The sequence below is a fragment of the Arthrobacter sp. TE12231 genome, from assembly GCF_054062895.1.
Genome location: NZ_JBSSFS010000001.1, coordinates 2,272,182 through 2,297,108 on the forward strand (window position 1 = coordinate 2,272,182; position 24,927 = coordinate 2,297,108).

The following is a 24,927-nucleotide window of genomic DNA, read 5'->3' on the forward strand; positions in this document are numbered from 1 at the left end:
CCGCGGACCAGGCCACACCAACTTCCGAACTGGAGAATCTCTAGGCCTGCGCGGACGTCAGAACATAGTTCGGCCCGTTCCGTAAGCACGCACGCACCCCGTCCTTTCTCCATCTCCCCGCCAGGATCTCGGGTGTCTTGCACAACCAGCAAGACACGGCGCCAGCACCAAAATGAATCGTCCCGCAACAAGGTCAACGCCGAGCGCGCTCCCAAGACGTGTCAGGGCCGGTCACCTTGTGCATCGCGACGTTCGGTCGGACCCGTGTCCCGTCATCGCCCTGCGGTGTGTGGCATCGTCGGCGTGGAGGAGTCCTAACTTGAAACGAGGTTGCTCACGGCGAGTGCGATGAACACTGCGACGAGCAGCAGCGGCGTCAGCACGAAAGACATCACCGCCCACCACGAAACTTGGTGGGCCGATGCCGAACCGCCGACGGCGACCGAGGTGAGGATGTCCGACGGGAACACCCAAGAGCAGGAAACCGAGCCGGAACGAGTCCTCCGGTTGGACCTCTTCAAGCCTGCCCATCCATTTAGGGGCGCGGACGGCGTTGGTGTCTCGTCCTTACGCACCGCTGCGGCCAGCAGGAGGACCAGGACGATGATGTCGAGGATGGATTTCGACGTTCCCCGGTTCGATGCTCCGGCGCCCACGCGGTAGGCGATCGTCGATATTGAGCGGCCCGCTCAGGGGCGGTTGCGTCGGCCGATCAGGACGAAGCGGCTTCGATGATCTTCTCGTCGCCCTCGTTCACGGCCTTGACCACGGCGTCGTAGTCACCAGTTTCGATGGCTTTGCTGACCTTCTTGGTGGCCTTGTCGACCGCCTTGTCGACGCGGTCGAGGTAGAGGTCGTCGACGACGGCAACGATCGCCGAGGAGCCCGGAGGCAGCCACTCCTCCGCGTCGACGCCGATGGACTTCTCCTCGTGACGCTTCGCGATGGCCCCCACACCTGCGCCGATCCCAGCACCGATCACGCCGGACAGCAGAAGCGGCGGAGCGAACAGTCCGACCACCAGCCCGCCGATGGCGCCGGCCTTGGTGCCGCCGGCGACCAGTCCGCCCCCATGCTCCTTGACCTCGGTCTTGCCCGAGGCGTCACGCGACAGTACGACCGCAGCCGCCACAGCCGCGTCGTCCATGCTCTTGATCGCCTTGAAATCGTCCGCCGCCGAGCCCGTGTCGGCGTACGACGAAACGAACAAGATGTAGTTGTGCTCTGCCATGGTGTGCCCTCCATTTGGTTCTGGCCGGCGTAACGGCCACCCCGCTTCCTACTGGATGCTGTCTCCGGACGGTCTTAGACAGAACCGCCCCAGCTGCAAGAGGCCTGTCGCGCCCGGACCGGCGCCGTACGCACATCGGTCGTCGGGTAGGTCCAACTCTTGCCCCGGCAGGCTCGCACCGGCAGGGCCCTAAGTCACTGGTTCAGCGAAGAACCCTCTGGCAGGCATCAGGGCCGCAATGCCTTGGCTCATGGTCGGACTTGAGGCCGGCGCAGGAATACCCGGCCCGGTTTTATCCGGCGAACCGGGCTGCCTGCCAGGTGGGCACCTGACCTGGCCGCGGCGCGCTTTTCAATGGAAGCGGTGTCCCGCAAAGCGCCGAACAGCATGTGCGGGGATCATCGGATGTCTCACGCACACAGCTGAGCGCTGCGGCGGCGCGGACGGCCTACTCGCCGAGCTCACTGGCTCCCGAAATGCCTCATTGACGCGTTGATCCTTCTAAATCTGTTGCACGGTGAGGTCAGGGGGCGCTGTGCCGCCGCGGGCCGTGCCGTGCCGTGCCGTGACCGCAGCGTGGTCTTGACGCGGCGCGGCCACAAGCGTATACAAGGGCCATCTCGGTGTCGTCGCGGGGGTTATGACCGTGGAACAAACTCGGGCGGCGCGGGGACCGTCATTATGAACCGTGGCGGAGCAGCGAAGTGAGGTGTGAGCGATGACCGGATTAGCCGCCCTCCGCTTCGTGGCGCTCGGCTCGGCAGGCTTCGTCGCCGCGGAAGCAGGGACTGCGGACGAATGGGCGTACTACTTCGGCGTCTTCGTGATTGTGCTGGCCCAGTGCGCCGGTGTACCGCTTCCCGCCGTGGCCGTACTGCTTGGGGCCTACGCCTCGGCGCGCCACGGAGATCTGAACCTTGCTGCCGTTATCGCGGTCGGCAGCCTGGGCGCCATGCTCGGCAGCACTATTGGCTACATACTTGGGCGGGTGGGAGGCCGTCCGTTGATGCTGCGACTCGCACGGCGCTTCCACGCCGACGAAAATCGCATCGTCCAGCTGGAGTCGTTCTTCGATCGGCACGGCGGAACAGCCTTGTTCTTCGGCCGCTGGGTCATTGTCGTCCGGCTCTGGGGTGCCATTGCCGCGGGGGCTGCCAAGATGCCGTGGCCCAAGTTCCTGCTGTGGAACATCACGGGGTCCATTGCGTGGGTCGCGAGCCTCAGCGTTCTCGCCTATCTGGCCGGGGCGCTGGCCCATGCCATCGGTGACGCTCTCGACATCGGCGGCTGGGTGCTGGTCCCCATCGTCGTGCTTGGCCTGGTGATCGTCTGGCGCCGGCGCAGACGCCGGAAGCTCAAGTCAGCGCAGGCGTCAGGGGACGGCGTGCCCGACGCCGAATGAAGCCGGGGCCTAGCTGCCCCGCGCGGGATCAACCTCGGCCCCTACGCTTGAACGTCCGCCCAGGTACTCCCGGTTAGGCGGCTGTTCCTGTCGCCGCATTCGCCGTGCGGTACGAGGATCCAAGTAGGCACTCGGGTTCCTCCGCGCAGGGTGGAAGGGGCAATGCCCACACTCTAAAGCAAAAACCCCTCTGACGAGGTGTGCTGTGCCCGAGGTGGGACTCGGACTGCATTTCCTCCCCTGCAAACACTGGACTCCCCCGGAAACACGCGGAATCCGGTCCGATCCAACTCCCGTGCGACCACGTCCGGAGCTCAAAGTGTGTACGTTGTACACACTTCCCCGCCCACAACCTGGATGAGACGGAATAAGGTCCTGAGCTCTCTTCCTAGGAGACTTTCGCGTGCCATAGTCTGGGCACGCCAGCCTGCGGCCGAAGGTGAAAAGGGCGGAAAGCAGGACAGAAGACGCGTAGAAGGGACCAACCATGCTGCTCTGTGCAACCTGCGGCGTCGAACGCGACGAACCTACCCCGGAGGTCTGCCCGATTTGCGCCGATGAGCGGCAGTACGTGCCCGAGGACGGCCAAAAATGGCTCACGCTGGACGGTCTGGCGCAGGAGGGCCAGCAGACAGTGTTGAAGGAGAACGAGCCGGGACTGACCGGGATCACGACGGAGCCCAAAGTCGGGATCGGCCAGACCGCCCAGCTTGTGGTGACACACGAGGGTTCGCTGCTGTGGGATCCGGTCGGATATGTCGATGACAGCGCTGTGCAGGCAGTCCTCGAGCGGGGCCCGGTCCTGGCGATCGCCGCTAGCCATCCACACATGTTTGGTGTGCAGGTCGAATGGTCGCATCGGCTCGGTGGCGTCCCTGTACTTGTGGCCGACGCAGACCGGGGATGGCTGGGACGCGATGATCCGGTCATCGAATGCTGGTCCGGCAGTCAAGCAATCGCCGAAGGGTTGACACTGCACCAGACCGGCGGACACTTCCCGGGCAGCGCGGTGGTGAACTGGGCCGCAGGGGCTGGCGGCAGAGGAGTTCTGCTGACCGGTGACAGCGTGTATCCGAATCCGGACCGTCGCTCCATCGCCTTCATGCGCAGCTACCCGAATCATTTGCCGCTATCCGGCGCGGTGGCGTTGCGGCTCGCCGCGCAGTTGGGAGAGCTCAAGTTCGACCGGATCTACGGCAACTTCAACAATGTAATCGCCTCCGGCGCAAAGGCCATTCTGCACGATTCAGCCCAACGGCACGCTGCTTGGGCGCGAGGAGACTTCGACCATATGACCTGAACCGCCGTCTGCACGAGGGCTTGGAGCGCCTGCCCCTGACCGTCGTGGCGGTTGCGGACGGCTGAGATGTGCTGCCTCGGATCCTTTATTGGAAGTGCTTAAGGAAGCCGCCGACGATGTCTGTCCCGGTGATCTAGGAGGAGTCGTCGCTGGCCAGGAAACAGTGTGGTGGTGGCGATCTTCTCGGACTTGGCGGCCCGGCCGCCCCGCGGATCCATCAGCCGAAATACTCGTCTCGAACGTCGGCTTGGGTCCATCATGGGGAGAAGGCGTCAGCTCGGCGTTCCAGACGCGTTGGGGGTATGTCCATGAACCACAGGAATTCATTCGTGCTGCCGATCAGCTCGGTGCCAGCTGACCGCCGCTCGCTGTTGAAGGCAGTCGGCGTCGGAGCTGCGGGCATGGCAGGGATGCCGCTGCTGGCCGCCTGCACCGACCAAAGAGCCAGTCAATCTGGCGCCTCCGGCACGCCGTCGGCCTCGCTCCTGCCGGCACCGGAACCACAGGTCAAACCGCTCCTGGACCAACAGAAGGTCAATGACGCCGTTGCCAAGCTTGACGGGATAGTCCAGGGGGCAATGGAGAGCACCGGAGTCCCCGGAATCGCGGTGGCAGTGGTCTACCGGGACCAGGTGCTGTACGCCAAGGGCTTCGGCGTGCGGGAGTCGGGCAAGCCCGAGACAGTCGACGCGGACACGGTCTTTCAACTGGCCTCGGTGTCCAAACCACTGGCTTCCACGGTGGCGGCCGTAGCCGTGGGCCGCAAGGCCATCTCCTGGACGGACCCGGTGATCATGCACAGTCCGGGGTTCGCCCTCAAAGACCCTTTCGTTACGGCAAACGCCACGATGGCGGACCTCTTGTCCCATCAAAGCGGCTTGCGGACGGGAGCAGGTGATCTGCTGGAAGACCTCGCATTCGACCAGTCCTACATTCTCAGCCACCTCAACCAGCAACCGCTCGACACATTCAGGTCAAGCTACAACTACAGCAACTTCGGCTACACCTCCGGCGCCAAGGCCGCTGCCGATGCCATGAATATGCCATGGGCAGACCTCGCCGAAGACGTGTTGTTCAAGCCCCTTGGCATGACCTCCACCAGCTACCGCCATGCGGACTACCGAAAAGCGTCTAACAGGGCTCTCATCCATGTGCCCGCCGGCAACAAGACCTGGGTCGCCAAATACAGCCGGGACGCCGACGCCGAAGCACCCGCCGGCGGCGCCAGCTCCTCCGTGAATGACCTGGCCCGCTGGATCCGCCTGCAGCTCGCCAACGGCAGATTTGAAGGCAAGGACGTTGTGGACCCTGACGAGCTTGGCGTCACGCATGTCCCGCACGCAGTGTCGGGCCTTCCCGCGGCACCGGCCGCCCGCACCCGCTTCTACGGCCTCGGCTGGAACGTCTCCTACGACGATTTCGCCCGGCTCCAACTCGGGCACTCAGGAGCCTTCAACCTCGGTGCCGCGACCGCCGTCTCCATGCTGCCGGGCGAGCAGCTGGGCATCGTGGCCCTGACGAACGGCCGTCCGCAGGGCATTCCGGAAGCCATCTGCGCCGCATTCCTGGACACCGCCCAGAACGGCGCCGCGACAGTTGACTGGTTCGGATTCACCGCGGGCGTCTTCCAGAAGATCGACGAGGCGGACAAGCCAAAAGTCGACTACTCCCAGGCGCCCGCACAGGCCAAACCGGCGCGGGGCAGCGACTTCTACATAGGCAGCTATGCGAACCCCTACTACGGCCCGCTCAGCGTCGCGGTGGAGAACGGCGGGTTGTTCATGGAGCTCGGCCCCGCTGGCAGCACCACCAGGTTCCCCCTCAACCACTTCGACGGCGATACCTTCAGCTTTGAATCCATCGGGGAGAACGCCAACGGCCTCGCAGGGGCAATCTTCGCCTCTGCCGCAGGTGCGGCGCCCGGTGCCGGCGGCACGGCGTCGAGCGTGAGGCTCGACTTCTACGATCCGACCGGACTGGGCACCTTCACCCGTGGCTGATTCCGGCCTCCGGGAACGTCTTCCGTAGGCTTCCAAGGCACACATTGCCCGGAGCCAAGGTACCAATGCCGATCAACAAACGCTCGCCCAAGGACGACGAGTCTGCCGGGTTCAGGACTCTCGCAGACGTGGCGATCAACCGGATCCCGCAGCGGACCGGGATTTGCCGTGCCCGCCAGCCGGAATCGTGAACGCGGACAGATCCCAGGAGGGCGTGGTCTCTAGGTTCACCCGGCGGTCCCCGGCACACCGTTACTGATCCTGGATACGGTTACAGGGCTACGTGTTGAGGTCCCAGTGGACACGGATTGCCTCTGCAATCGGTCCGGCCGTGACTTCGACTCGCAGAGCAACGGGCGCGGTCCCTGTCTCTTCGATAACCGCGTCGTGGTAAACGCGGCCGCATGAGGGACACAGGGTGTAGATATCCTCGTCCTCAGGCCATGCAGCCAGCCCCGCGGGCACGGGAGTGTTTGCGTCGTTGTGAACGGGAATGCCTTGTGAGTTGGCCTGAATCAATCCTTGGTTACTGACGGTATTGCCGCATACGCAGGTGATGGTGGTGACGTCATGATCGATGACCTCAGCGAATTCGGTGTCCATGATGAGCTCCCCGGTGTTGGAAGAAAGCGTTCTGTCGTAGATTGTGCCTGCGGACCCAGCTGCAGGGGTCGTGCCGCATCCTGCTTCAGCGGTTCAGGTTCCGCAGAACGTCCGGTAAGGGCCGAAGCTTTCCGGGGCGGCGTCGGCGTAGTGTTCGAGACCGGGCCGTTCGTCGAAGGGTGAGGCTACTGCGTCTATCAACCGTTCCAACGGACCCGTATTCCCGCCGGTAGCGGCAGCCAGGGCCTCCTCCACCAGGTGGTTCCGCGGGATGTAGACGGGGTTGACCCGGTCCATGGCGTCTGCGTCCGGAGCGAAGGCACGCCAGCGCCTCGCCCAGGCATCGAACCCTGCCGGGTTCAGAAGCTGGCCGCGTGCAGGTTCGGCCTGGCCGCGGGCGGCTTGGCCGAGATGCCGGAAAAACGTTGTGTAGTCCGCCCTGGACTCCTGAACCAGAGCCACCAGTTCGTCCACAAGAGGCGAGGTCACCTCATCGTCGAGCCCTTCACGGAACCCCAGCTTGGCCTTCATTCCTGCCGACCAGGCTTCACTGTACTGCCGGCGGAACCCCCTAAGTGCTTCCATCGCGAGCTCCACCGCCTGCTCCTGGTCATCGTGGAGCAGAGGCAGGAGAGACTCTGCGAGCCGGGCAAGGTTCCACTCCGCCACCACCGGCTGATTGCGGTAGGCATACCGTCCGGTCTCGTCGATCGAACTATAGACGGCGGCGGGGTCGAAGCCTTCCATGAAGGCACACGGCCCGAAGTCGAGTGTTTCGCCCGAGATCGTCATGTTGTCGGTGTTCATGACCCCGTGAACGAACCCTACGAGCATCCACCGGGCCACCAGTGAAGCCTGGGCTGATATGACCGCCTGGAATAGTGCGAGATAACGGTTCTCGGCGTCCGCGGCGACCCGGTAATGACGGGTTAGCGCGTATTCGGCGAGGCGGCGAAGGAGTCCTACGTCGCCCGTGGCCCGGGCGTACTGGAAGCTCCCCACACGCAGGTGGCTGCTGGCAACCCGGGTAAGAACGGCGCCTGGCAGGAGCGTCTCGCGCTGCACCGAACGCCCCGTCGCGACGACGGCGAGGGATCGCGTGGTGGGGATGTTCAGCGCGTGCATTGACTCGCTCACGATGTATTCGCGCAGCATAGGACCGACCACTGCCTGGCCGTCGCCGTTTCGCGCAAACGGCGTGCGTCCTGATCCCTTGAGATGGATGTCGCGGAGCTGCCCGTCCGCGTGCCCGATCTCGCCGAGCAGCAGTGCGCGCCCGTCGCCGAGACGGGGTGCGTACCAGCCAAACTGGTGGCCGGCGTAGGCCTGTGCCACCGGGCTGGACTCCCCAGGGATGGCGTTGCCGATCAGCAGACGCAGACCCTCAGGGCTCCTGAGAAAGGCCGGATCGAGACCTAGTTCGGTGGCGAGGTGCTCGTTGAGTACCAGAAGGTGCGGGTCGGGAGCCTCCTGCGCGCGCCAAGGAATGGCCATCTCCTTGAACTCCCGGGCGAAGCGGCCATCAAATGTGACGGTTGAATGCGCGATGTCACTCATCTATTAAGGATACGGGCGACACTGTCAGCAATGTCGCCTGGCCGGATCCGCTCGCCGCCGCAAGGCGATCCACTGCAGCGCTCAAGGTCAGCTGCCGCAACACTGCCAATCGGTGTAGACAGCACAGCTGCCCTGGTTCTCAATCGTGCCGCGAACAGTCCTGACACACTACATGCGGACGTCCCGCCAGATTCTTCGAAAAGGCATGTTACACAGACTGCATAGGCGCATGAACTCGTGTCAGCAGAAGTAGGCAACGCGAGGGTCGCGGATGAGCCACGGAATCACACGGACACGGGTGTGGACCTTGGACACCCCCTCTTGGCCGGACAAACGTCCGCCGCCCGCTCCCCCCAGCAGGCGGAGGGTCCACTAGCTGCTGTGGTTGAACCTCGATGCCACGCTACGAGCGCCCACCGACAATTAGAACGCACGCCAATTTAGACTGCACCCATGAACGAAACTCACAGAACCAACACAGACCCGGCTTTCGAAGCTGCCTACGAAGCCGCACAAAAGAGTCTCCGAGAGGGCGGCATCCCGATCGGCGCTGCCTTGGCCCGCGGCGGGGAAGTGATTGCCAGCGGCCACAACGAGCGTGTCCAGCATGGTGATCCAATCGCCCACGGCGAGATGTCTGCGCTGCGGGCTGCCGGACGCCAGAAGAGCTACCGGGACACTACCCTGTACACCACTCTGGCACCGTGTGCGATGTGTACCGGGACCATCATCCAGTTCAAGATTCCGCGCGTGGTGGTGGGCGAGGCCGAGACGTTCCCCGGCGAATTCGATCTTCTGCGCTCACGTGGCGTCGAAGTAGTCGTATTGAACGATGCCCGATGCGTCGAGATGATGCGCGCCTTCCAGGACGAACACCCTGAGCTGTGGGCGGAGGACATCGCCGAGTAATCAGCAGCAGAAAGGAACAACGGTGAAAGGGGTCGCGACCGTGCCAAAGCCATCGTGTGCCGCGACATCATGCGCCTGTCGCCTGGCGGTCCAATATCCACCCAGCCCCGTTGGCGCTCACCGACCTCGTACGACGCCGGGAATCCTCGACGACGGCGACCGGCGCCTTCGCTTCAGACCAGTTGCGCCCGGCCGCCCGTACGATGACGCGCCAGAGGAATCTGGGTGTCGAAGACAGGGCCAAACTCGCCAGCCGCTTGAAACACCTGGATTCGCCGCCCCCTGGCATTCACCGCCATGGGCCTTCAGCCCGTGAACTCATTCGGCGGTGCCCGTCTTCGCGGCGTATGCAGTGGCTTGGGCCCGCACCCGGCGAATGTAGGAATCGGACTGGTTGTAGGAGTAGATGGCGTCCGTCCACCCTTGCGCGGTTGTGAGGTCACGTCCGTGGGCGCACAGATAGGTCGCCGCGCTGAGGGCGGCGTCGTCAATATTGAACGGGTCGGCTTTTCCGTCCCCGTTCCCGTCCCGCCCTACAAGATGCCAGGTGGAGGGAATGAACTGCATGGGTCCGACGGCGTGGTCCCAGCGGGCGTCGCCGTCCAGGGCGCCCGCATCCGTGTCGGCGATGGCGGCGAATCCGGCGCCATTGAGGCTCGGGCCCACAATTGGGCCGCTCGCCTGCCCTGCGGTATTAAGGCTGCCGCCGCCGTAGGTTCCGTGCGCGGATTCGACGAAGCCGACAGCTGCCACGGTGTTCCAACCGATCCCGCACATCGGAGCGGAATCGTTGGCCGTGGCTGCCGCAGCAACGTAGGCCCGGAGCGCGCGGGCAGGGATCCCGGTCTGCGCGGCAGCCCGGATGAGCCACTGGGCATCCGGGCTCCGGGTTACGTTCACGGCGGTGGTGATGCCGGTGGAGAACACTTCGAGTTTCGCCCCCGCGCGCGGCGGTGGAGACAGGGCGCCGCGGACGTCTGCGCCGGGCTGCCGAGTTGCCCAGAACGAGAACGCGGTGATGACGCAAACCGCGAACAGGCTGAAAACCATAAGGCGTTTTAGACGGAGCACGGACTAATCAAACCATCCAAGCTCCGTGACTGGTTGACGAAACGGTTCTCATCGGAACAAGGAGGCCGTCGGGTCGGTCGCGGGTGCTTTGGCCGGCCACGCGGACCTGGCACCGAACGCTCCATAGGCGCCACGGCGTCCCACCGTTCCGCCACGTCGTCGGCCATTCCCCGGCGGCATTCGCACATTGCTTTCCACCGCAGCTTCTGGGAAGCGTCGGAGAATGCTTTGCTGCTTCGCCTGTGGCCGGTCACTGAAGCGCACTTGACGATTGCCCTGGCCCAGGACAAGGCCACGCGTGCGGATACGGTCCGCGCACATGAAGTGCATGAACAACTCGTCGCCACCTTGCGGACCGGCGATATGGCGGCCATGGAAGCGGCCTTCACGACGCACACCATGGACAGCGCCGAGGAACTGATTGCGCTGCTGAGCGGAGATGGCAAAACAGTATGAGGATATTGGTCATCGGAGCGAGCGGGCTTCCGGGAACGGCCGCTGCCAGCGCGCTGGAAGGGCGCCACGAGGTTCTCCCGGCCCCAGGTCCGGAGAAGTCGAGGTGGATCTGGCAAGTTCAGCGTCCATCGCGGATATGTTCGACCGCGTCGGCAAGGTGGACGCCGTCGTAGCATGCACGGGGATCCTCGAATCATTTGTGATGGCCACGGCTGCCGAGCTTCCCCGCGGTCTGCGCATCAACGCTGTGAGTCCCTCGGTCCTGGAGGAAGCAACCGGTTACCACAGCTACTTTCCCGGTTTCGCGCGGATCCCGGCGGAAGAAGTAGGCCAGGCCTACGTCAAGTCCGTTGACGGAATCCAGACAGGCCGCGTATTTTCGCTCGGCCAAGCGCACCGCGGCTCTTCGCAACTGACCGTCCCGGCCCGAAAGCAACCCCGACGCCGGCCGGTCGCCACTTAAGGCGATCGGCCGGCGTTGCACTTTCTCGGTTTGTGGGGCTAGTTCACTGCGGAGAGTGCTTCGTCGTAGATGTCCAGGGCCCTCCGGACTTCCTCGGGTGTGACGACTGCCGGCGGGACGACGTGGATGCGGTTGTCGGCGATGAAGGGCAAGAGCCCGCGGTTCAGGAGTTCAGCTTTGATGCGCCCCATGAAGGCGGGGGTGACGGGCTGGCGGGTCTGCTGGTCCTGGACGAGCTCGAGGGCCCAGAAGACGCCGCGTCCGCGGACTTCTCCGATGACCGGATGGCGGGCGGCGAGGGCGGCCAGGCCTGGCGTGAGGTGGTCGCGGCCGATGTGTGCGGCGTTTTCCACGATGTTGTCCTCTTCGAAGGCATCGATGGAGGCGACGATGGAGGCGGCCGCGAGGGGGTGGCCGGAGTAGGTCAGTCCTCCGGGGAACACCCGCTCATCGAACGTGGCAGATATGTCTTCGGAGATGATGACACCGCCGACGGGGACGTAGCCTGAATTGACGCCCTTGGCGAAGGTGATCAGGTCCGGCTTGACGTTGTAGGCGTCCAGGGCGAACCAGTCGCCGGTGCGGCCGAACCCTGCCATCACTTCGTCGAGGATCAGCATGATGCCGTGCTGGTCGCAGAGGGCGCGGACGCCTTCCAGGTACCCGGGCGGCGGGAGTAGGATGCCGGCGGTGCCGGGAACGGTTTCCAGGAGCACTGCCGCCACGGACTGCGGTCCCTCGAGTTCAATCGTCCGGCGCAGGTGCTGCAGCGCGCGCTCGGACTCCTGTTGCGGCGTCTCCGCCCAGAACTCAGAGCGGTACAGGTAGGGTCCGAAGACGTGGACGTGGCCGCGGGAGTATTCGTTGGGGATCCTCCGCCAGTCGCCGGTGGCCACGATCGCCGTTCCCGTGTTGCCGTGGTAGGACCGGTACCGGGAGATCACCTTGTCCCGTCCGGTGTGCAGGCGTGCCATGCGGATGGCGTTCTCGTTGGCGTCGGCGCCGCCGTTGGTGAAGAAGATCTTGTTCATGCCTGCCGGCGCGTGGGCCAGGATCCGCTCAGCGGCCAGCCCGCGGGTGTGGTTGGCGTGGGCCGGGGCAACGGTAACCAGGGCGTCGGCCTGCTCCTTGATCGCCTCGATCACGCGGGGGTGCTGGTGCCCGATGTTCGTGTTGACCAGCTGGCTGGAGAAATCCAGGTAGGTCCGGCCGTCATGGTCCCAGACAGTGCTCCCCGAACCGCCGGCAATGACCATCGGATTCAGGGCTTTTTGTGCCGACCACGAGTGGAAGACATTCGCCCGGTCCAGGGCGATCACGTCCGAGTTGGTGATAGGTGCGGCTAGAGCGGTCCGGCTGTGGGCCATGATGGTTCCTCTCGGGGACGGTGTAGTGCGTTCCCCTTCATAGTCCGCCGCAACATCCAGTCATGTCCTTGTACATTTGTATACTCGTGGCTATGAGTTTCGACGATCCGGCAGGGGTGGCCTAAGTGCTGCCCACCATTACCGCCCTGCTGCACACCCGGGCCCTGAATCTGCGGCTCGTGGTCCCCGACCCGGCCAGTCCGGCATTGGACGCGCCTGTGTCCTGGGTGCACAGTTCGGATCTGGATGACCCGACGCCGTTTCTAGACCCGGGACAGTTGCTGCTGACCGACGGGACGCAGTTCCCGTTCAGCGAAGCGGCCGCCGACGCATACGGCAGCTACGTCAGGCGCCTGGTGGACCACGGAATCTGTGGCCTGGGCTTTGCCACCCAGGTGATCCATGGAGTGCTTCCGGAAGGACTGGTAGCGGCCTGCCGCGAGCAGGGCCTGCCTCTGCTGGAGGTGCCGGACCGCACGCCGTTCATTGCCGTTATCCGCACCGTGGCGGACTGGCTGGCCAAGGAGCAGAACGCCAGGTCCGAGTGGTCACTCCAGGCGCAGCGGGCCATCGCCCGGGCGGCCCTGCGCCCGGACGGGCTGCGGTCGATACTTGCCGAGCTGGAGCGGCAGCTTCATTGCTGGGTTGCCCTGTTTGATGCAGCGGGAAACCACCTCCTGATGCCCAACAGCCGCCCGGTGCCGTCGGATCTGATGCCGGCGGTCCGGGAAGCCGTACTGCGCGCACTGGAGCAGGGCAACAGGTCCGTGGCCCAGCTGACGGTGGAAGACCAGCAGGTCACCCTGCAGACCCTCGGCCGGCGGCACAGTCTCAGGGGGGTCCTGGCCCTGGGCGCCATCGAGCCGCTGGATCCGGCCCGCACAGACATCATCAACAGTGTGATCGCCTTGGCCAGCCTCGCGCTGGAGCAGGCGCGGACACTGGACACGGCGCGCAGGCACCTGCGCTCGGGCGTGTTTGAGCAGATGCTCTCCGGAAACACCGAGGTGGCCGCGCGGACGGCACGGCAGGTGTGGGGAAAGCTGCCCGGCGAACCGGTCATCGTGACGGTGGCCCAGCCGCCGCGGCAGGGACAAAACCTGCTCGAGGCCCTCGAACTGCTTTCCGATGACCACCGCGGCGCGGTCTTCTACGCACAGCGGGGCGAAAAGGTCGTCGTGCTTGCCAATCCGGTGCACCAACAGAAGGTGGAGGCGGTCCTGGGAAGATATGGCGCCAGGGCCGGGACGTCGGCAGAGACTGCCTTTGATGGCCTGCTGCGGGGCGTGAAGGAAGGCGAGAAGGCCCTGGCCAGGGCGACCGAGTTGTCACGGGCGGTGGTCACCTTCGCGGATATTGCCGGTGGCGGCATGCTTGGGCTGCTCCCGCGGGAGGAAGCTGAATCGGTGGCACGCCGGCTCGTGGATCCACTGGTGAAGCACGACGACGTGGAACAGTCACAGCTGCTGCCGACAGTTGCTGCGTGGCTGGCCAATAACTGTGTCTGGGACCGTACCGCGCGCCAGTTGGGCGTGCACCGGCACACGTTGCGGAACAGGGTTGCGGCTGCGGGCAGCATCCTGGGTCTGAACCTGGACGGGCTGCGGGACCGGCTGGAACTGTTCACGGCGCTCCAGTTCCTGGAGATAGACGAGGGGCACCCGGAGCGCTGAACGCGCCGCGTGCCCCTCAGTCGGTGACGCCGGGACTCAGTTCTGGGGGAAGCCCAGGTTGATTCCGCCGTGGCTGGGGTCGAGCCAGCGGGACGTGATCGCTTTTTCCTGGGTGAAGAACTGGAAGCCCTGGATGCCGTAGGCTTTGGCGCTTCCAAAGATGGAGGCCTTGAACCCTCCGAAGGAGTAGTAGGCCACCGGGACGGGGATGGGCACGTTAATGCCCACCATGCCCACCTGGACTTCATTCTGGAAGCGGCGGGCCGCGCCGCCGTCGTTGGTGAAGATAGCTGTTCCGTTGCCGAATGCGCCGGAGTTGATCAGTTCCAGGCCCTCTTCGTAGGAGCTGACGCGGACCACGGACAGGACCGGCCCGAAGATCTCCTCCTGGTAGACGCGCGAGGTCACCGGCACGTCGTCGATCAGCGTCGGGCCGAGCCAGAAGCCGTTCTCGTCGCCGTCGACCTTGATGTTCCGGCCGTCCACCACGACTTTGGCGCCGTCGGTCTCGGCAAGGTCTATGTAGGAGGCGACCTTGTCCCGGTGCTGCCGGGTGACCAGGGGGCCCATGTCGCAGTTCCTGCGTCCGTCACCGATCTTGAGCGCGGCCATGCGGGAGGTGATCTTTTCGATCAGCTGGTCCGCCACCGGTTCCACGGCGACAATCACGCTGATGGCCATGCACCGCTCCCCCGCCGAGCCGAATCCTGCGTTGATGGCCGCGTCGGCGGTGAGCTCGAGATCGGCATCCGGGAGAACGAGCATGTGGTTCTTGGCGCCGCCCAAGGCTTGGACGCGCTTTCCGTGGCGGGCCGCGGATTCGTAGATGTACCGGGCGATGGGGGTGGAACCGACGAAGGAGATCGCCTTGACGTCCGGGTGCTCCAGCAGTCCGTCCACGGCTTCCTTATCGCCGTGCAGGACGTTGAAGACACCCTCCGGAAGGCCGGCTTCGGTGAAGAGCGCAGCGAGCCAGTTGGCAGCGGACGGGTCTTTCTCGCTGGGCTTCAGGACAACAGTGTTGCCTGCCGCGATAGCGATGGGGAAGAACCAGAGCGGCACCATGGCCGGGAAGTTGAACGGGCTGATGATGCCCACGACGCCCAGCGGTGACTTGGTGGAGTAGACATCTACGCCGCTGGAGACGTTCTCGGAGTGCTCGCCCTTGATCAGGTGCGGGAAGCCGGTGGCCAGCTCGACGACTTCCAGGCCGCGGGTGATTTCGCCGAGGGCGTCGGAAACCACTTTGCCGTGCTCCGAGGTGATGATCCCGGCCAGTTCGCCCTTTCGCTCATTGAGCAGCTCCCGGAACCGGAAGATGATCTGCTGGCGCCTGGTGATGGACAGGTCCCGCCATGCGGGGAATGCCTTGTGGGCCGAGGAGATTGCCGCCTCGATGTCCGCGGCGGAGCCGAGCCCGACCAGCTTTGACTCCTTGCCGAGGGCAGGATCAAACACCGGGGCCGTGCGGTCACCCGACGAGGGCATCTCCTGGCCGCCGACAAAGTGCGGGACAACCTGCAGTTCGTTGCTATCAGACACAGTCTTCTCTTTCTACGGTGCGGAGGCGATGGAAATCATCTGTTGCCACCGTAAGCGCACGCCCGCGCAGGAAGTGCTATACAAATGTCCATCACGGAGAACACCGCTTACCAAAGGTCCAAGCACCGACCGGTCCGCCGCCGCCTTAGCGTAGGGCCCGGTCTTCCGGGGGATCGAATCAGGCGCCCTATGCGAATGGACGTAGTCGTATCCAATCCCCGCGTCCCTTGACCTGCTCTGAACGGCCGTGGGCGCGCCAGCCGCCGCCGTCGAGGATGCGCCAGTTCACGTTCGGCACTCGTGCGCCTGTCGTGGTCCCAGACCGGTCCTCGCTGTTCCGCAAACGCTAGGTGGAGTCTTATTGGCGGGACCGAACCCGCACCTGGTTGGCGATCGCCGCTGAGCGAGCTGGTGGTGAACGGTTCAGCCCCGACAATCCCATTGGCAGGGCGCGAACGGCACCTCCAACAAATTCCGGCCCGATCACCCGCATTGGCATTAGATGCATCCTTGGACGGGGCGCTGGATGCATGGAAGCCCGTGGCCGCGACTGAAGGGGCCTTCGTCTCATTCACCAGAGATGGGACGATGTTCGACTGCTATTGTCGGCGACCCGATCCGGCCGCTATTGGCCGGGATGGGAGAAGGTGAGGCTTCCGATGTGGTCGAGGAGCGTGTCGCGGTCGAGGCCCAGAAGGGCCGAGGCGAGACTGGCGACCAGATCAAGCACGTCCTCGCTGCTGGCGGTGCCGGCCAGTACATCCATGACCAGGCCGTCTTCCTGGGCCACCAAAGTCCGCGCAATCTTCGCAGGTTCCAGGACCGGAAAGAACTCACCGGCCTGCATGCCATCGGCAATGATTCGTTCATACGTAGCTTGCTGGGTACGGGTGAGTTCCGCTTGTATCCGTCGGTGTTCCAGGTCCCGGAGCGAATGGGTCCAGTATTCGTAGAGTATCCGGGACGCGTCGTCGTCCAGTCCCGCAGTGGTGCCTGCGCTGATGACGGCGGCGAGCCTGACGGTGGGACTCATGGCGGGGTCCGCTGCCTCCGCCAGACGCGCGAGGAACCGGTCGGATGAGGCCTGGACGGCCGCAGCGGTGATCTCCGCAAGGCTTCCGTAGTAGTACAGAACCGCGTTGGCGGCCATGCCCGCCTCCGCCGCAATCGCCCGCAGTGTCGCAGCCTCCGCGCCGTCCCGGGCCGCAACGGCCTGTGCTGCTGCCGCAATTTCCCTGCGGCGCACTTCCCTCTTGCTGAGATCTGCCATTGCCATTCCTCCCCCTGGCCCGATGCCTATTGACAACGAGTCTAGACCCGTATTGAATGGCATTCAAATTTGAATGTGATTCAAATAACTTTGATTCGATAAGGAGTCTCCGTGTCACATCCCCTTCCACCCCCCGCCGCTCCGCCCGCCACCCCTCCGGCAGCCACCCTTCCGGCCATCGCTGCGAGCAAGGGACTGAAGGCCGGCTCGATCGGCATCGGCCCCACCGTGGCGCTGGGTCTAGCCGCCGTGGCCCCCGCGTACAGCCTGGCCGTCACCCTGGGCTTCGTTGTCCTGGCGGTCGGGTCGAGCACTCCCGCCGCATTCCTTCTGGGCTTCGTGCCCATCCTTTTCACGGCCTTCGCATTCCGGGACCTCAATCGGGAAATGCCTGACTGCGGCGGGGTTTTCGTATGGATCTCACGGGTCTTCGGCCCGTGGTCGGGCTGGTTCTTCGGAGGCTGGGTCCCCCAGATTGCCACCTTCATCTCCAGCGCGGCCCTGGCACAGGTTGCCACGACGTATCTTCTGACCTTTCTGGGGCTTGGCTGGGCCGCCTCGCAACCGGTCATCGTCACGGCCATCGCGTGCGGGCTGATCGCCATGAGCGGCGTCGTGGCGGCGCGGGGTATCGAACTCTCCGCTTGGCTTCAATACGCGCTCATTGCCTTGCAACTGCTTGCCCTGGGCGGTTTCTGCATTGGCGCCTTTACCGCCATGGCCGCCGGCACCGCGGCGGCGGGCGCCGAGCGGCCACGGCTGGACTGGTTCAACCCCTTTGCCTCCGGAGATCTCTCCGGCCTGGTCCACGGCGTCATCCTGTGCCTGTTCATCTACTGGGGCTGGGACGCGCTGATAGCGGTCAATGAGGAAACAACCGACCGCAAGGGAACACCCGGGCGGGCCGTGGTCATCACGACGGTGATCCTGCTGTTCTTCTACGTCGTGACCGCGACGGCAGCCGTCGGATTTGCCGGAACCGCCGGCATCACGGATCCCGCAACCGTCTCGGACGTCCTGTCCGTGCTCGGCCCCCAAGCCACCGGCGGCCTCTTCGGGCAGGTCATCATCCTCGCCGTGGGCACCTCGGCATTGGCGGCGCTGATGACCGTCGCGATCAGCAACCCCCGGTCCTGGCTCAGCATGGGCACGTACGGCGCACTGCCCGCCGCCACCACGAAGATGCATCCCTCCAGGGGGACACCCACCACGTCAATCATCTGGTGGGCGCTCCTCAGCATTGCCGTTACGGTCGTCCTGACAGCGATCAGCGCCGACTTCATCGGCCTGGCCATTCTCTCCGTCGGCCTGATGATCGCCGCCTACTACGCCGCGACGGCGCTGGCCTGCGTGGTGTACTTCGCTCCCCAGATGCGCACCTCCGCCTCCGCCCTTGTGGTCAAGGGCATCCTCCCGGGCATGGGCGCCCTCCTGATGACTGGAGCCTTTGCGTACACCGCCGTCGACATGCTGTCCCCCGACTACGCCGGCCTCTCCTGGCTCGGCATCGGAAGCGTGTTCTGGATCGGCATCGGCGCCCTCGCCCTCGGCGTCCTGGTCATCGCCATCATCCGGCCCGGTCTCCGGCCGTACTTTGCCGGACAAACCATCCCCCGCGGAACCTTCTCCACCCGACACGAACTGCCATCCATCCTGAGCAGCGAAACCGAGGCATAAATGCGCGTCCTGTCCATTGCAGCAATCCAGACCAAACCCGTACCCTACGACGTCGAAGCAACCTGGCAACGCTTCGCCGCCCAGGCCGAAACGGCCAAGGACCTTGGCCCCGAGGTCGACATCATCGTCGCCCCCGAACTTCTGCTCGCAGCGCCCGGAGAATTCCTGGTCCCGGACCCTGAGGCCGAAACCCGGTCCGCCGGGCCCATCCCCAGCGCGCTCACCGACCGGATCGCGGACCTGGCCCGCCGTCTGGGGGTCTGGCTCGTGCCCGGATCCCTGCTGGAAACCGACGGCGGGAACACCTACAACACGGCAATCGCCGTTTCCCCCGACGGCGAGATCGTGGCCCGGTACCGGAAGCTCTTTCCCTGGCGCCCCTTCGAAACAACGACGCCGGGCGACTCGTTCGTGACCTTCGACATCCCCGGCCGGGGACGCGTAGGCCTCGCCATCTGCTTCGATGGAAGCTTTCCCGAGGTCGCCCGGCAACTGGCATGGCTCGGAGCCGAGGTCATCATCCAGCCCACCCTCACCACAACCCGGGACAGGGCGATGGAAATCGTGATGTCACAGGCCAACGCCTTCGCAAACCAGATCTACGTCGTGAACGTCAACGGCGCCGACCCGTCAGCCGTCGGGGAGAGCGTGATTGTGGACCCGGAGGGCACCATCATGCAGCAGGCCAGAGGAGGCGAGGAAATCCTCTTCGGCGTCCTGGACCTCGACCGGGTCACACAGGTCCGCCGCTACGGAACCCACGGCATCAATCGGCCATGGGCTCAGCTCCACGACCAGGAAGGAATCCTGCGCTACCCGATGTACGGCGGCGCACATTTCCAGCCCCCGGCGTGGAGCACCCCGGACCCGGACGGTTCACGCGTGAACCAGCTCAGCCCCTCAACGGCCTGACCGCTTTTCCACGGCCGCGCCCCACCACCACAACGAGTGCGTACCTCCGGTCCCGGAGGTACGCACTCGTTGCCAGAAACGACCATCGCCGGCACGATCTCATCCGCACCCGCCAGCTGTCGGTCGCTGTGAAGCGGTGTGACCCTTGCCGCCAACGTTTTAGGCGCGTGCGCAACATTCAAGATCAGGGGAAGTCTGATGCCCAATAACCTCAAATCCGCGGACACTGTCATCGTTAATGCCAGGGTTTACACCCTCGATGCACGACAACCATCTGTTAGCACAATCGTCATCGCGAACGGCAGGATCCTCGCCTCTGGCGGCAACCACCTTCTTGGTGAGCACCGGGGTCCACGAACACGAGTGCACGATGCCAAGGGCCAAACCATCACGCCGGGACTCATCGACGGGCACATCCACCCCATCCAGGGTTCGGAAATCACGGTCGGTGTCGATTTCGGCCCAGTGTCAACGTTTGCCGGTTTCCTCGCCGTCCTGCGCACCGAAGCACTTCGAGTGCTTTCGGAGGATTCGAAGGGGTGGGTCCGCGGATGGAACCTTGATTACGGCGTCTTTGAAGGCAGACGAATATCCGCTGACCTGATTGAGGAGTCGGTCTACGGCCTCCCGACGTACATTCTGCTCTTTGACCTTCACACCGCACTGGCGAGCAAAGAAGCTCTGGGACTGAGTGGCATCACGGGAGGTCGCCGGTTTTGCGACAACTCAGAGATAGTTGTTGACGACGCCGGGAACCCCACCGGGGAACTGCGGGAAGCCACCGCCTACGACTTGGTTGGAGCCGTCGCGCCGGCTCTTTCTGCAGCGCAGGCCGTTGAGAGGGCACGGGAGCTGATCTCCTGCTTGTCGAGAACCGGCATTACCTCAGGAACGATCATGGATGGTGACCTTGCTTCGCTCGATTTCATCGACGAGATCGATAGCACCGGATCGGGGCTGCCGGTCAGGCTGGTTTCCGCACTCGAGCATCGGCCCGGCCTGACTGCTGAAGAAGCCCGGCCCTACGTCCTGTCAAGGGATCGACGGGGTCGCCGTTGGCGCGGCGGGCTCGTAAAACTCTTCCTGGATGGTGTTATCGATACGGGAACCGGCTGGCTCTATGAACCGGACACGTTGGGCGGCGGACTGAGATCATTCTGGCCCGATCCGGCTGAGTATGCGGCAACCGTCAAACAATATGGCGACGCAGGATTTCAGATCGCGACGCACGCTATCGGTGATCGTGCCATTGGTGCTGCGATCGACGCATACGTCTCGGCCGGCGTGAGGTCCCGGCGGGGAGCCCCGCACCGGATTGAGCATCTGGAGTGCCTTGCGGACAGGGACCTCGCACGCCTGTCCACGGCAGGAATCACCGCATCGATGCAGCCCCTGCACATGCAATGGCGAAAGCCGGACGGATCGGACTCATGGTCCAGCCGTCTGGGGACCGAGCGATCGAAACGGGCCTGGAGGATCCGTGACGTCATAGATTCAGGTGCTCCCGTCGCGTTGGGCTCGGATTGGCCGGTGGCTCAATACGACGCACGCATCGGCATGGCATGGGCCCGCCTGCGTCGCATCCCGGGCCAGACCGATGCGCCTGTCTTTGAGTCTTCACAAAGGTTGACGGCGCTCGAAGCGCTCAAGGGCTTCTCGGTCTGGGCCGCCGAGGCCCAAGGAGACTATGACCAGGGAACCATCCGGCCCGGGAACAAGGCCGATCTCGCGATATGGGCCGACGATCCCCTTCTGGTTTCCGCCGACGACCTCATTGACCTCCCGATCGAATCGACCTGGGTGGATGGAGAAAGTGTCTTCAGCCGCCAAGAATAGGCCGACGCCACCGCCCTATGGTGCCGCCAACAACCACAGACGGACTCTCTTTCCGCGCTCCATCCCAGCCCGACACCCACAGGCGTTCACCCCTGACCTGACAGGACGCGCTGCGAACCAATCCCTAACCTGCGCGGTTCCCACGCTGTCTCATCACAGTCGACCCAAACTGCTGAATCGAGCCGGATGGGGGCGATTTGCTGCTGTGGTTCTGGTGGTTTGCTTGCTGGTGATGGGCCGCTCACAGAGTGCGCCAAGGCAGCGATCGTGTGGGAAATTACTTTGTTCGACAACGCCGGTTGGCGAGCGGATACTGAAGAACCATGAAGCCTACCCAATGCGGGTTGCGCATCCAGCTTCTCGGCTCGTTCATCGTGTACGTCAACGGGAACGCCGTCGAGAACAGCCACTGGCGGCTGCAGAAGGCAAAGGCCGTAGTGGCGATGCTGGCGTTGGCGCGTGGTCAGCGTGGCCGTCGCGAGCAGGTACTGGACCACCTGTGGCCTGACATGGAGCCGGTGGCCGCCGCACGGAATCTGCATCAGACCCTGTACGTCGCTCGCCGTACGCTCGCTGGCGCTGGAGCAGGCCGCGACGGGCTGCTCGCCATCCGCGGTGAAGTGGTCGTGCTGGATGACACGGGCCCGGTCGACGTCGATGCCCTGCAGTTCGAGCGTTCGGCCGTGGCAGCGTTGGCTGACGGTGTCGAGGCAAGCCTACGCGATGCCGCCGACTTGTACCGTGGTGATCTTTTACCGGATCTGCCGGATGCGGATTGGCTGACGACACGCCGCGATGAGCTCCGGGAAATCCATCGCGAAGTACTGGTGAAACTGGCGTCCACGGTGGCGCAGCGCGCACCGGAGGAAGCGCTGGTCATTCTCACCCATGTGCTCGAATCCGATCCCGTCCACGAGGCAGCCGTGCGCGCGCAGATGGTGGTGCTGGCTCGAATGGGCCGGCGGTCGGAAGCATTGGCACGATATGAGCGGCTGGTCGACGAACTCCTCGACGCGTTCGGGACCGACCCGGACCCCCGGACGACGGCGCTGTTTCGCGAGTTGTTGACCGGCTCGCCGCCCGAGGAGCGCCTCCACCAGCCCGCCGGCGAGACCGGCAAAGACCATGCCATCGGATACCTGCCGTCCCCGTTGACAAGCTTCATCGGGCGCGAGCGTGAACTCGTCGACGTCCAGCGGCTGATGAGCCATGCCCGTCTGCTCACCCTCACCGGGGCTGGCGGCAGCGGCAAGACCAGACTGGCATTGGAGGCCGCGAAGGCAGTTCGTCGTCAGTACGCGGACGGAGTCTGGTTAGTCGACCTCGCGGCCGTTGGCGAGTCGCTGCTAGTGGCCGATGCCGTCGCCGAGGTCCTCGGGTTGGATTCCGGCGCGGCACCAAGCCGCGTGCAAGCGCTGGTCGACCAACTGCGGCGACGCTCGCTGCTCCTCGTGCTGGACAACTGCGAACACCTGCTCGCGGCCAGTGCGCAACTCGTCGTCGCACTACTTGATGGATCCCCGGGGGTTAAAGTGCTGGCCACCAGCCGGGAGCCACTCCATGCCGACGGGGAGTACACCTACCGGGTGCCGTCGTTGGCCGTCCCCTCGCCCCAGCGGACCGACGCTCTCGACCTGGACGTGCTGGGCCGTCTGCCCTCTGTCCGGCTTTTCGTTGAGCGGGCAGCGCAGGTCCGGCCGGGTTTCGCGCTCGATGCCGACAACGCGCAGGGGGTGACAGAGTTGTGCCGACGGCTCGACGGGATGCCGCTGGCCCTGGAATTGGCCGCGGCCAGAACCGCCGTACTCGAACCCGCCGAGATCGTCCAGGGATTGGGCGATGCTTTGTCCATGCTCGGCGGGGGAACCAGCGGCGTCACGCGGCACCAGACGCTGCGCGGCACCTTGGAATGGAGCCACGAACTGCTCACCAAACCGGAGCAGGTTCTGCTGCGCCGGCTCTCAGTGTTCGCGGGAGGTTTCACCCTCGACGCTGTGGTGTCAGTCTGCGCTGACGCGCCCCTCCAGCAGATCGAAATGCTCGACCTTTTGGCCAAGCTGGTGGACAAATCTTTGGTGATCACCGAAAGGAGGGGCGCCGGGACCCGATACCGGCAGTTGGAGACCGTCCGCCAGTTTGGCCACGAGAATCTCGATCATGCAGGTGAGGCGGTTCAACTGGCGGCTGCGCATTGCGCCTATTTCCTTGCCGTCGCCGAATCCCACAATCCCGAACAGGCCACCGGGGTGGTCATCGAACAGCCGAAGTTGCTCGACCGCGAGCACGATAACCTGCGCGCTGCGCTGCGCTGGTCGTGCGCCCGCGAGCCCGAGACCGCGCTCCGGCTCGCCGCCAGCCTATGGCGGTTCTGGTTCGTCCGCGGTCACGCGGTCGAGGGAGCACGGTGGGTCGAGCGTGCTTTGGCGGTGGCTCCCGACCCGACCCGGCCGCGCGCGGCCGCTTTGATCGGCCTGACCGGGCTGGACAGCCGGCAGGGCCGCAGCGATCGGCATCGGGCGCTCGGCGCGGAGGCCCTGGCAATCATGCGGGAGATCGGCAACCCCGACGAGGTGACGATGGCCCGGCTCATTGAGACCTCGCTCGCCTGGAGCACTTTCGACTTGGACGAGGCCGAACAGCTGGCAGCCGACGTCCACACCGAGGCAGCCGAGTGCGGCAGACCCGAACATGCCGCTGCCAGCAGTTGGCTGCTCGGCCAATGCGCGTTGTCCCGGGAGGACGGACCACTCGCCGCCCGTCACCTAAACACCTGCCTGAGCGAACTCGCACAGTCTGAGACCAGCACTCCACCCTTCCTGCCGGTGATCACGCCCAGCCTGCAACTGGTACCCATCGCCGGACGGTTGGTCCCCTGCCTCGAGGAGACCCTACTGTTGGGCCGGCGGGTTGGCGTCATCCAAGCCAAAGGCTACGTGCTGTCCGCTATCGGCTACGCGGCCAGGCTTTCGAGAGACACGCAGTCTGCGATATCCGTCATCACGGATGCAGCCGAACATTTCGCCGAGTTAGGAGATGACCTGGCTAGGGCGCAAACACTTCACCAACTTGGCTGCATTCTGCGCGACTGTGGCGACCACAGCAAGGCCGATGAGGCCCTGTCCTTGGCGCGGGAGCTTCGGCTCGGCCTGGGCGACCGGCGCGGCGAGCTGCTGACGGAGATTAATATCGCCCTGCTCCGCGCCATGGGTGGTGATATCGACCGTGGCCTGACAGACGCTCGGCGTTGCCTTTCAGGGTTCGAGTCCGCGGGAGATCAGGTGGGGATGGGCGCCACGCTGACCATTCTCGGTGCCGCCGAACTGATCTCCGGGGAGGTCCGGGCGGCGCGGGAAATGTACAGGCAAGCAGCGGAAAGACTCGACCCGTGGCGGCGGCACGCTGGCTGGCAGCGATTGATGGTGGCAGAGCTATCCAATGAACTCGGCGATCCGCATCGGGCGGCCCGCGAAATTGACAGAGCTGGAGCGATTTTCGACCGAACGAGATGCCTCATCGCCGGTCAGCGGCTCGCCGCACTGCGTAGGCGGGGCTCGGATGATGATGTTGAGACGGTGTTGAGTTCTCGTTGAGGACGGTTCACTAGCGTTATTCCTGGATCTGGCAAATGGGTCTGACAAACAAACAGCAATCAGGAGGA

General features: G+C 64.7%; 20 protein-coding genes. 12 read left to right on the forward strand and 8 right to left on the reverse strand.

Translation table 11 applies throughout. From position 1 onward, the window contains the following. Window positions 1-314: 314 nt before the first annotated feature. Complete coding sequence (locus ACVWYS_RS10305; RefSeq protein WP_456506683.1) at window positions 315-656, reverse strand: hypothetical protein; 342 nt, start codon at window positions 654-656, stop codon at window positions 315-317. A 56-nt stretch (window positions 657-712) separates the two neighbouring features. Then, the gene (locus ACVWYS_RS10310) at window positions 713-1,231 is read right to left on the reverse strand and encodes a DUF1269 domain-containing protein (RefSeq protein WP_456506684.1); all 519 of its coding nucleotides are present in this window, start codon (window positions 1,229-1,231) and stop codon (window positions 713-715) included. Window positions 1,232-1,949: 718 nt separating this feature from the next. On the opposite strand from ACVWYS_RS10310, the gene ACVWYS_RS10315 reads away from it, so the two are divergent. From ACVWYS_RS10315 to ACVWYS_RS10330, 4 genes are all read left to right on the forward strand, one after another. Further along, window positions 1,950-2,633, forward strand: a complete 684-nt coding sequence (locus ACVWYS_RS10315) for a DedA family protein (protein ID WP_456506685.1) — start codon at window positions 1,950-1,952, stop codon at window positions 2,631-2,633. 487 nt (window positions 2,634-3,120) lie between these two features. Then, the gene (locus tag ACVWYS_RS10320) at window positions 3,121-3,933 is read left to right on the forward strand and encodes a hydrolase (protein WP_456506686.1); all 813 of its coding nucleotides are present in this window, start codon (window positions 3,121-3,123) and stop codon (window positions 3,931-3,933) included. Window positions 3,934-4,241: 308 nt separating this feature from the next. Next, window positions 4,242-5,933 carry a serine hydrolase gene (locus ACVWYS_RS10325; protein WP_456506687.1) on the forward strand — a complete coding sequence of 564 codons (1,692 nt, stop codon included), beginning with the start codon at window positions 4,242-4,244 and terminating at the stop codon, window positions 5,931-5,933. Between the two features lie 65 nt (window positions 5,934-5,998). After that, window positions 5,999-6,124, forward strand: coding sequence for a hypothetical protein (locus ACVWYS_RS10330; RefSeq protein WP_456506688.1), 126 nt, complete (start codon window positions 5,999-6,001; stop codon window positions 6,122-6,124). 88 nt (window positions 6,125-6,212) lie between these two features. Here the strand turns inward: ACVWYS_RS10330 and ACVWYS_RS10335 are convergent, their stop codons facing one another. Both ACVWYS_RS10335 and ACVWYS_RS10340 read right to left on the reverse strand, forming a co-directional pair. Then, window positions 6,213-6,536: a hypothetical protein gene (locus tag ACVWYS_RS10335; protein WP_116767402.1), complete on the reverse strand. Its 324-nt coding sequence runs from the start codon at window positions 6,534-6,536 to the stop codon at window positions 6,213-6,215. Between the two features lie 93 nt (window positions 6,537-6,629). Further along, the gene (locus ACVWYS_RS10340) at window positions 6,630-8,093 is read right to left on the reverse strand and encodes a protein adenylyltransferase SelO (protein ID WP_456506689.1); all 1,464 of its coding nucleotides are present in this window, start codon (window positions 8,091-8,093) and stop codon (window positions 6,630-6,632) included. A 453-nt stretch (window positions 8,094-8,546) separates the two neighbouring features. Between ACVWYS_RS10340 and ACVWYS_RS10345 the strand changes: the two genes are divergently transcribed. Next, on the forward strand, window positions 8,547-9,002 hold the full coding sequence (locus tag ACVWYS_RS10345; RefSeq protein WP_456506690.1) for a nucleoside deaminase: 456 nt from the start codon (window positions 8,547-8,549) through the stop codon (window positions 9,000-9,002). A 318-nt stretch (window positions 9,003-9,320) separates the two neighbouring features. On the opposite strand, the gene ACVWYS_RS10350 is transcribed toward ACVWYS_RS10345, so the two are convergent. Next, on the reverse strand, window positions 9,321-10,052 hold the full coding sequence (locus ACVWYS_RS10350) for a lytic transglycosylase domain-containing protein (protein WP_456506691.1): 732 nt from the start codon (window positions 10,050-10,052) through the stop codon (window positions 9,321-9,323). Between the two features lie 54 nt (window positions 10,053-10,106). On the opposite strand from ACVWYS_RS10350, the gene ACVWYS_RS10355 reads away from it, so the two are divergent. Continuing rightward, window positions 10,107-10,529 carry an FCD domain-containing protein gene (locus tag ACVWYS_RS10355; RefSeq protein WP_456506692.1) on the forward strand — a complete coding sequence of 141 codons (423 nt, stop codon included), beginning with the start codon at window positions 10,107-10,109 and terminating at the stop codon, window positions 10,527-10,529. A 103-nt stretch (window positions 10,530-10,632) separates the two neighbouring features. After that, window positions 10,633-10,992 (forward strand): hypothetical protein, encoded by a 360-nt coding sequence (locus tag ACVWYS_RS10360; protein WP_456506693.1) that lies wholly within the window; start codon window positions 10,633-10,635, stop codon window positions 10,990-10,992. 38 nt (window positions 10,993-11,030) lie between these two features. On the opposite strand, the gene ACVWYS_RS10365 is transcribed toward ACVWYS_RS10360, so the two are convergent. Then, window positions 11,031-12,359: an aminotransferase class III-fold pyridoxal phosphate-dependent enzyme gene (locus ACVWYS_RS10365; RefSeq protein ID WP_456506694.1), complete on the reverse strand. Its 1,329-nt coding sequence runs from the start codon at window positions 12,357-12,359 to the stop codon at window positions 11,031-11,033. A gap of 125 nt (window positions 12,360-12,484) precedes the next feature. Between ACVWYS_RS10365 and ACVWYS_RS10370 the strand changes: the two genes are divergently transcribed. Next, window positions 12,485-14,032: a PucR family transcriptional regulator gene (locus tag ACVWYS_RS10370; protein ID WP_344367956.1), complete on the forward strand. Its 1,548-nt coding sequence runs from the start codon at window positions 12,485-12,487 to the stop codon at window positions 14,030-14,032. Between the two features lie 36 nt (window positions 14,033-14,068). On the opposite strand, the gene ACVWYS_RS10375 is transcribed toward ACVWYS_RS10370, so the two are convergent. Both ACVWYS_RS10375 and ACVWYS_RS10380 read right to left on the reverse strand, forming a co-directional pair. Then, window positions 14,069-15,574 carry a CoA-acylating methylmalonate-semialdehyde dehydrogenase gene (locus ACVWYS_RS10375; protein WP_456506696.1) on the reverse strand — a complete coding sequence of 502 codons (1,506 nt, stop codon included), beginning with the start codon at window positions 15,572-15,574 and terminating at the stop codon, window positions 14,069-14,071. A gap of 625 nt (window positions 15,575-16,199) precedes the next feature. Next, complete coding sequence (locus ACVWYS_RS10380; RefSeq protein WP_456506697.1) at window positions 16,200-16,844, reverse strand: TetR family transcriptional regulator C-terminal domain-containing protein; 645 nt, start codon at window positions 16,842-16,844, stop codon at window positions 16,200-16,202. Window positions 16,845-16,955: 111 nt separating this feature from the next. Here ACVWYS_RS10380 and ACVWYS_RS10385 point away from each other — a divergent pair, with 111 nt between their 5' ends. The 4 genes from ACVWYS_RS10385 (at window position 16,956) to ACVWYS_RS10400 (ending at window position 24,859) form a co-directional block, all read left to right on the forward strand. Beyond that, window positions 16,956-18,521, forward strand: coding sequence for an APC family permease (locus ACVWYS_RS10385; RefSeq protein ID WP_456506698.1), 1,566 nt, complete (start codon window positions 16,956-16,958; stop codon window positions 18,519-18,521). Next, window positions 18,522-19,433 (forward strand): carbon-nitrogen hydrolase family protein, encoded by a 912-nt coding sequence (locus ACVWYS_RS10390; RefSeq protein WP_344367960.1) that lies wholly within the window; start codon window positions 18,522-18,524, stop codon window positions 19,431-19,433. It begins immediately after the preceding gene. Between the two features lie 198 nt (window positions 19,434-19,631). Beyond that, complete coding sequence (locus ACVWYS_RS10395) at window positions 19,632-21,269, forward strand: amidohydrolase (RefSeq protein ID WP_456506699.1); 1,638 nt, start codon at window positions 19,632-19,634, stop codon at window positions 21,267-21,269. A gap of 323 nt (window positions 21,270-21,592) precedes the next feature. Then, window positions 21,593-24,859, forward strand: a complete 3,267-nt coding sequence (locus ACVWYS_RS10400; RefSeq protein WP_456509707.1) for an ATP-binding protein — start codon at window positions 21,593-21,595, stop codon at window positions 24,857-24,859. Window positions 24,860-24,927: the final 68 nt, after the last annotated feature.

What these genes read in the sequence shown, in the direction of transcription:
- ACVWYS_RS10310 (WP_456506684.1), bottom strand. Translation starts at nt 1,231, where the DNA reads ATGGCAGAGCACAACTACATCTTGTTCGTTTCGTCGTACGCCGACACG.
- ACVWYS_RS10315 (WP_456506685.1), top strand. Translation starts at nt 1,950, where the DNA reads ATGACCGGATTAGCCGCCCTCCGCTTCGTGGCGCTCGGCTCGGCAGGC.
- ACVWYS_RS10320 (WP_456506686.1), top strand. Translation starts at nt 3,121, where the DNA reads ATGCTGCTCTGTGCAACCTGCGGCGTCGAACGCGACGAACCTACCCCG.
- ACVWYS_RS10325 (WP_456506687.1), top strand. Translation starts at nt 4,242, where the DNA reads ATGAACCACAGGAATTCATTCGTGCTGCCGATCAGCTCGGTGCCAGCT.
- ACVWYS_RS10330 (WP_456506688.1), top strand. Translation starts at nt 5,999, where the DNA reads ATGCCGATCAACAAACGCTCGCCCAAGGACGACGAGTCTGCCGGGTTC.
- ACVWYS_RS10335 (WP_116767402.1), bottom strand. Translation starts at nt 6,536, where the DNA reads ATGGACACCGAATTCGCTGAGGTCATCGATCATGACGTCACCACCATC.
- ACVWYS_RS10340 (WP_456506689.1), bottom strand. Translation starts at nt 8,093, where the DNA reads ATGAGTGACATCGCGCATTCAACCGTCACATTTGATGGCCGCTTCGCC.
- ACVWYS_RS10345 (WP_456506690.1), top strand. Translation starts at nt 8,547, where the DNA reads ATGAACGAAACTCACAGAACCAACACAGACCCGGCTTTCGAAGCTGCC.
- ACVWYS_RS10350 (WP_456506691.1), bottom strand. Translation starts at nt 10,052, where the DNA reads ATGGTTTTCAGCCTGTTCGCGGTTTGCGTCATCACCGCGTTCTCGTTC.
- ACVWYS_RS10365 (WP_456506694.1), bottom strand. Translation starts at nt 12,359, where the DNA reads ATGGCCCACAGCCGGACCGCTCTAGCCGCACCTATCACCAACTCGGAC.
- ACVWYS_RS10380 (WP_456506697.1), bottom strand. Translation starts at nt 16,844, where the DNA reads ATGGCAGATCTCAGCAAGAGGGAAGTGCGCCGCAGGGAAATTGCGGCA.
- ACVWYS_RS10390 (WP_344367960.1), top strand. Translation starts at nt 18,522, where the DNA reads ATGCGCGTCCTGTCCATTGCAGCAATCCAGACCAAACCCGTACCCTAC.
- ACVWYS_RS10395 (WP_456506699.1), top strand. Translation starts at nt 19,632, where the DNA reads ATGCCCAATAACCTCAAATCCGCGGACACTGTCATCGTTAATGCCAGG.
- ACVWYS_RS10400 (WP_456509707.1), top strand. Translation starts at nt 21,593, where the DNA reads ATGAAGCCTACCCAATGCGGGTTGCGCATCCAGCTTCTCGGCTCGTTC.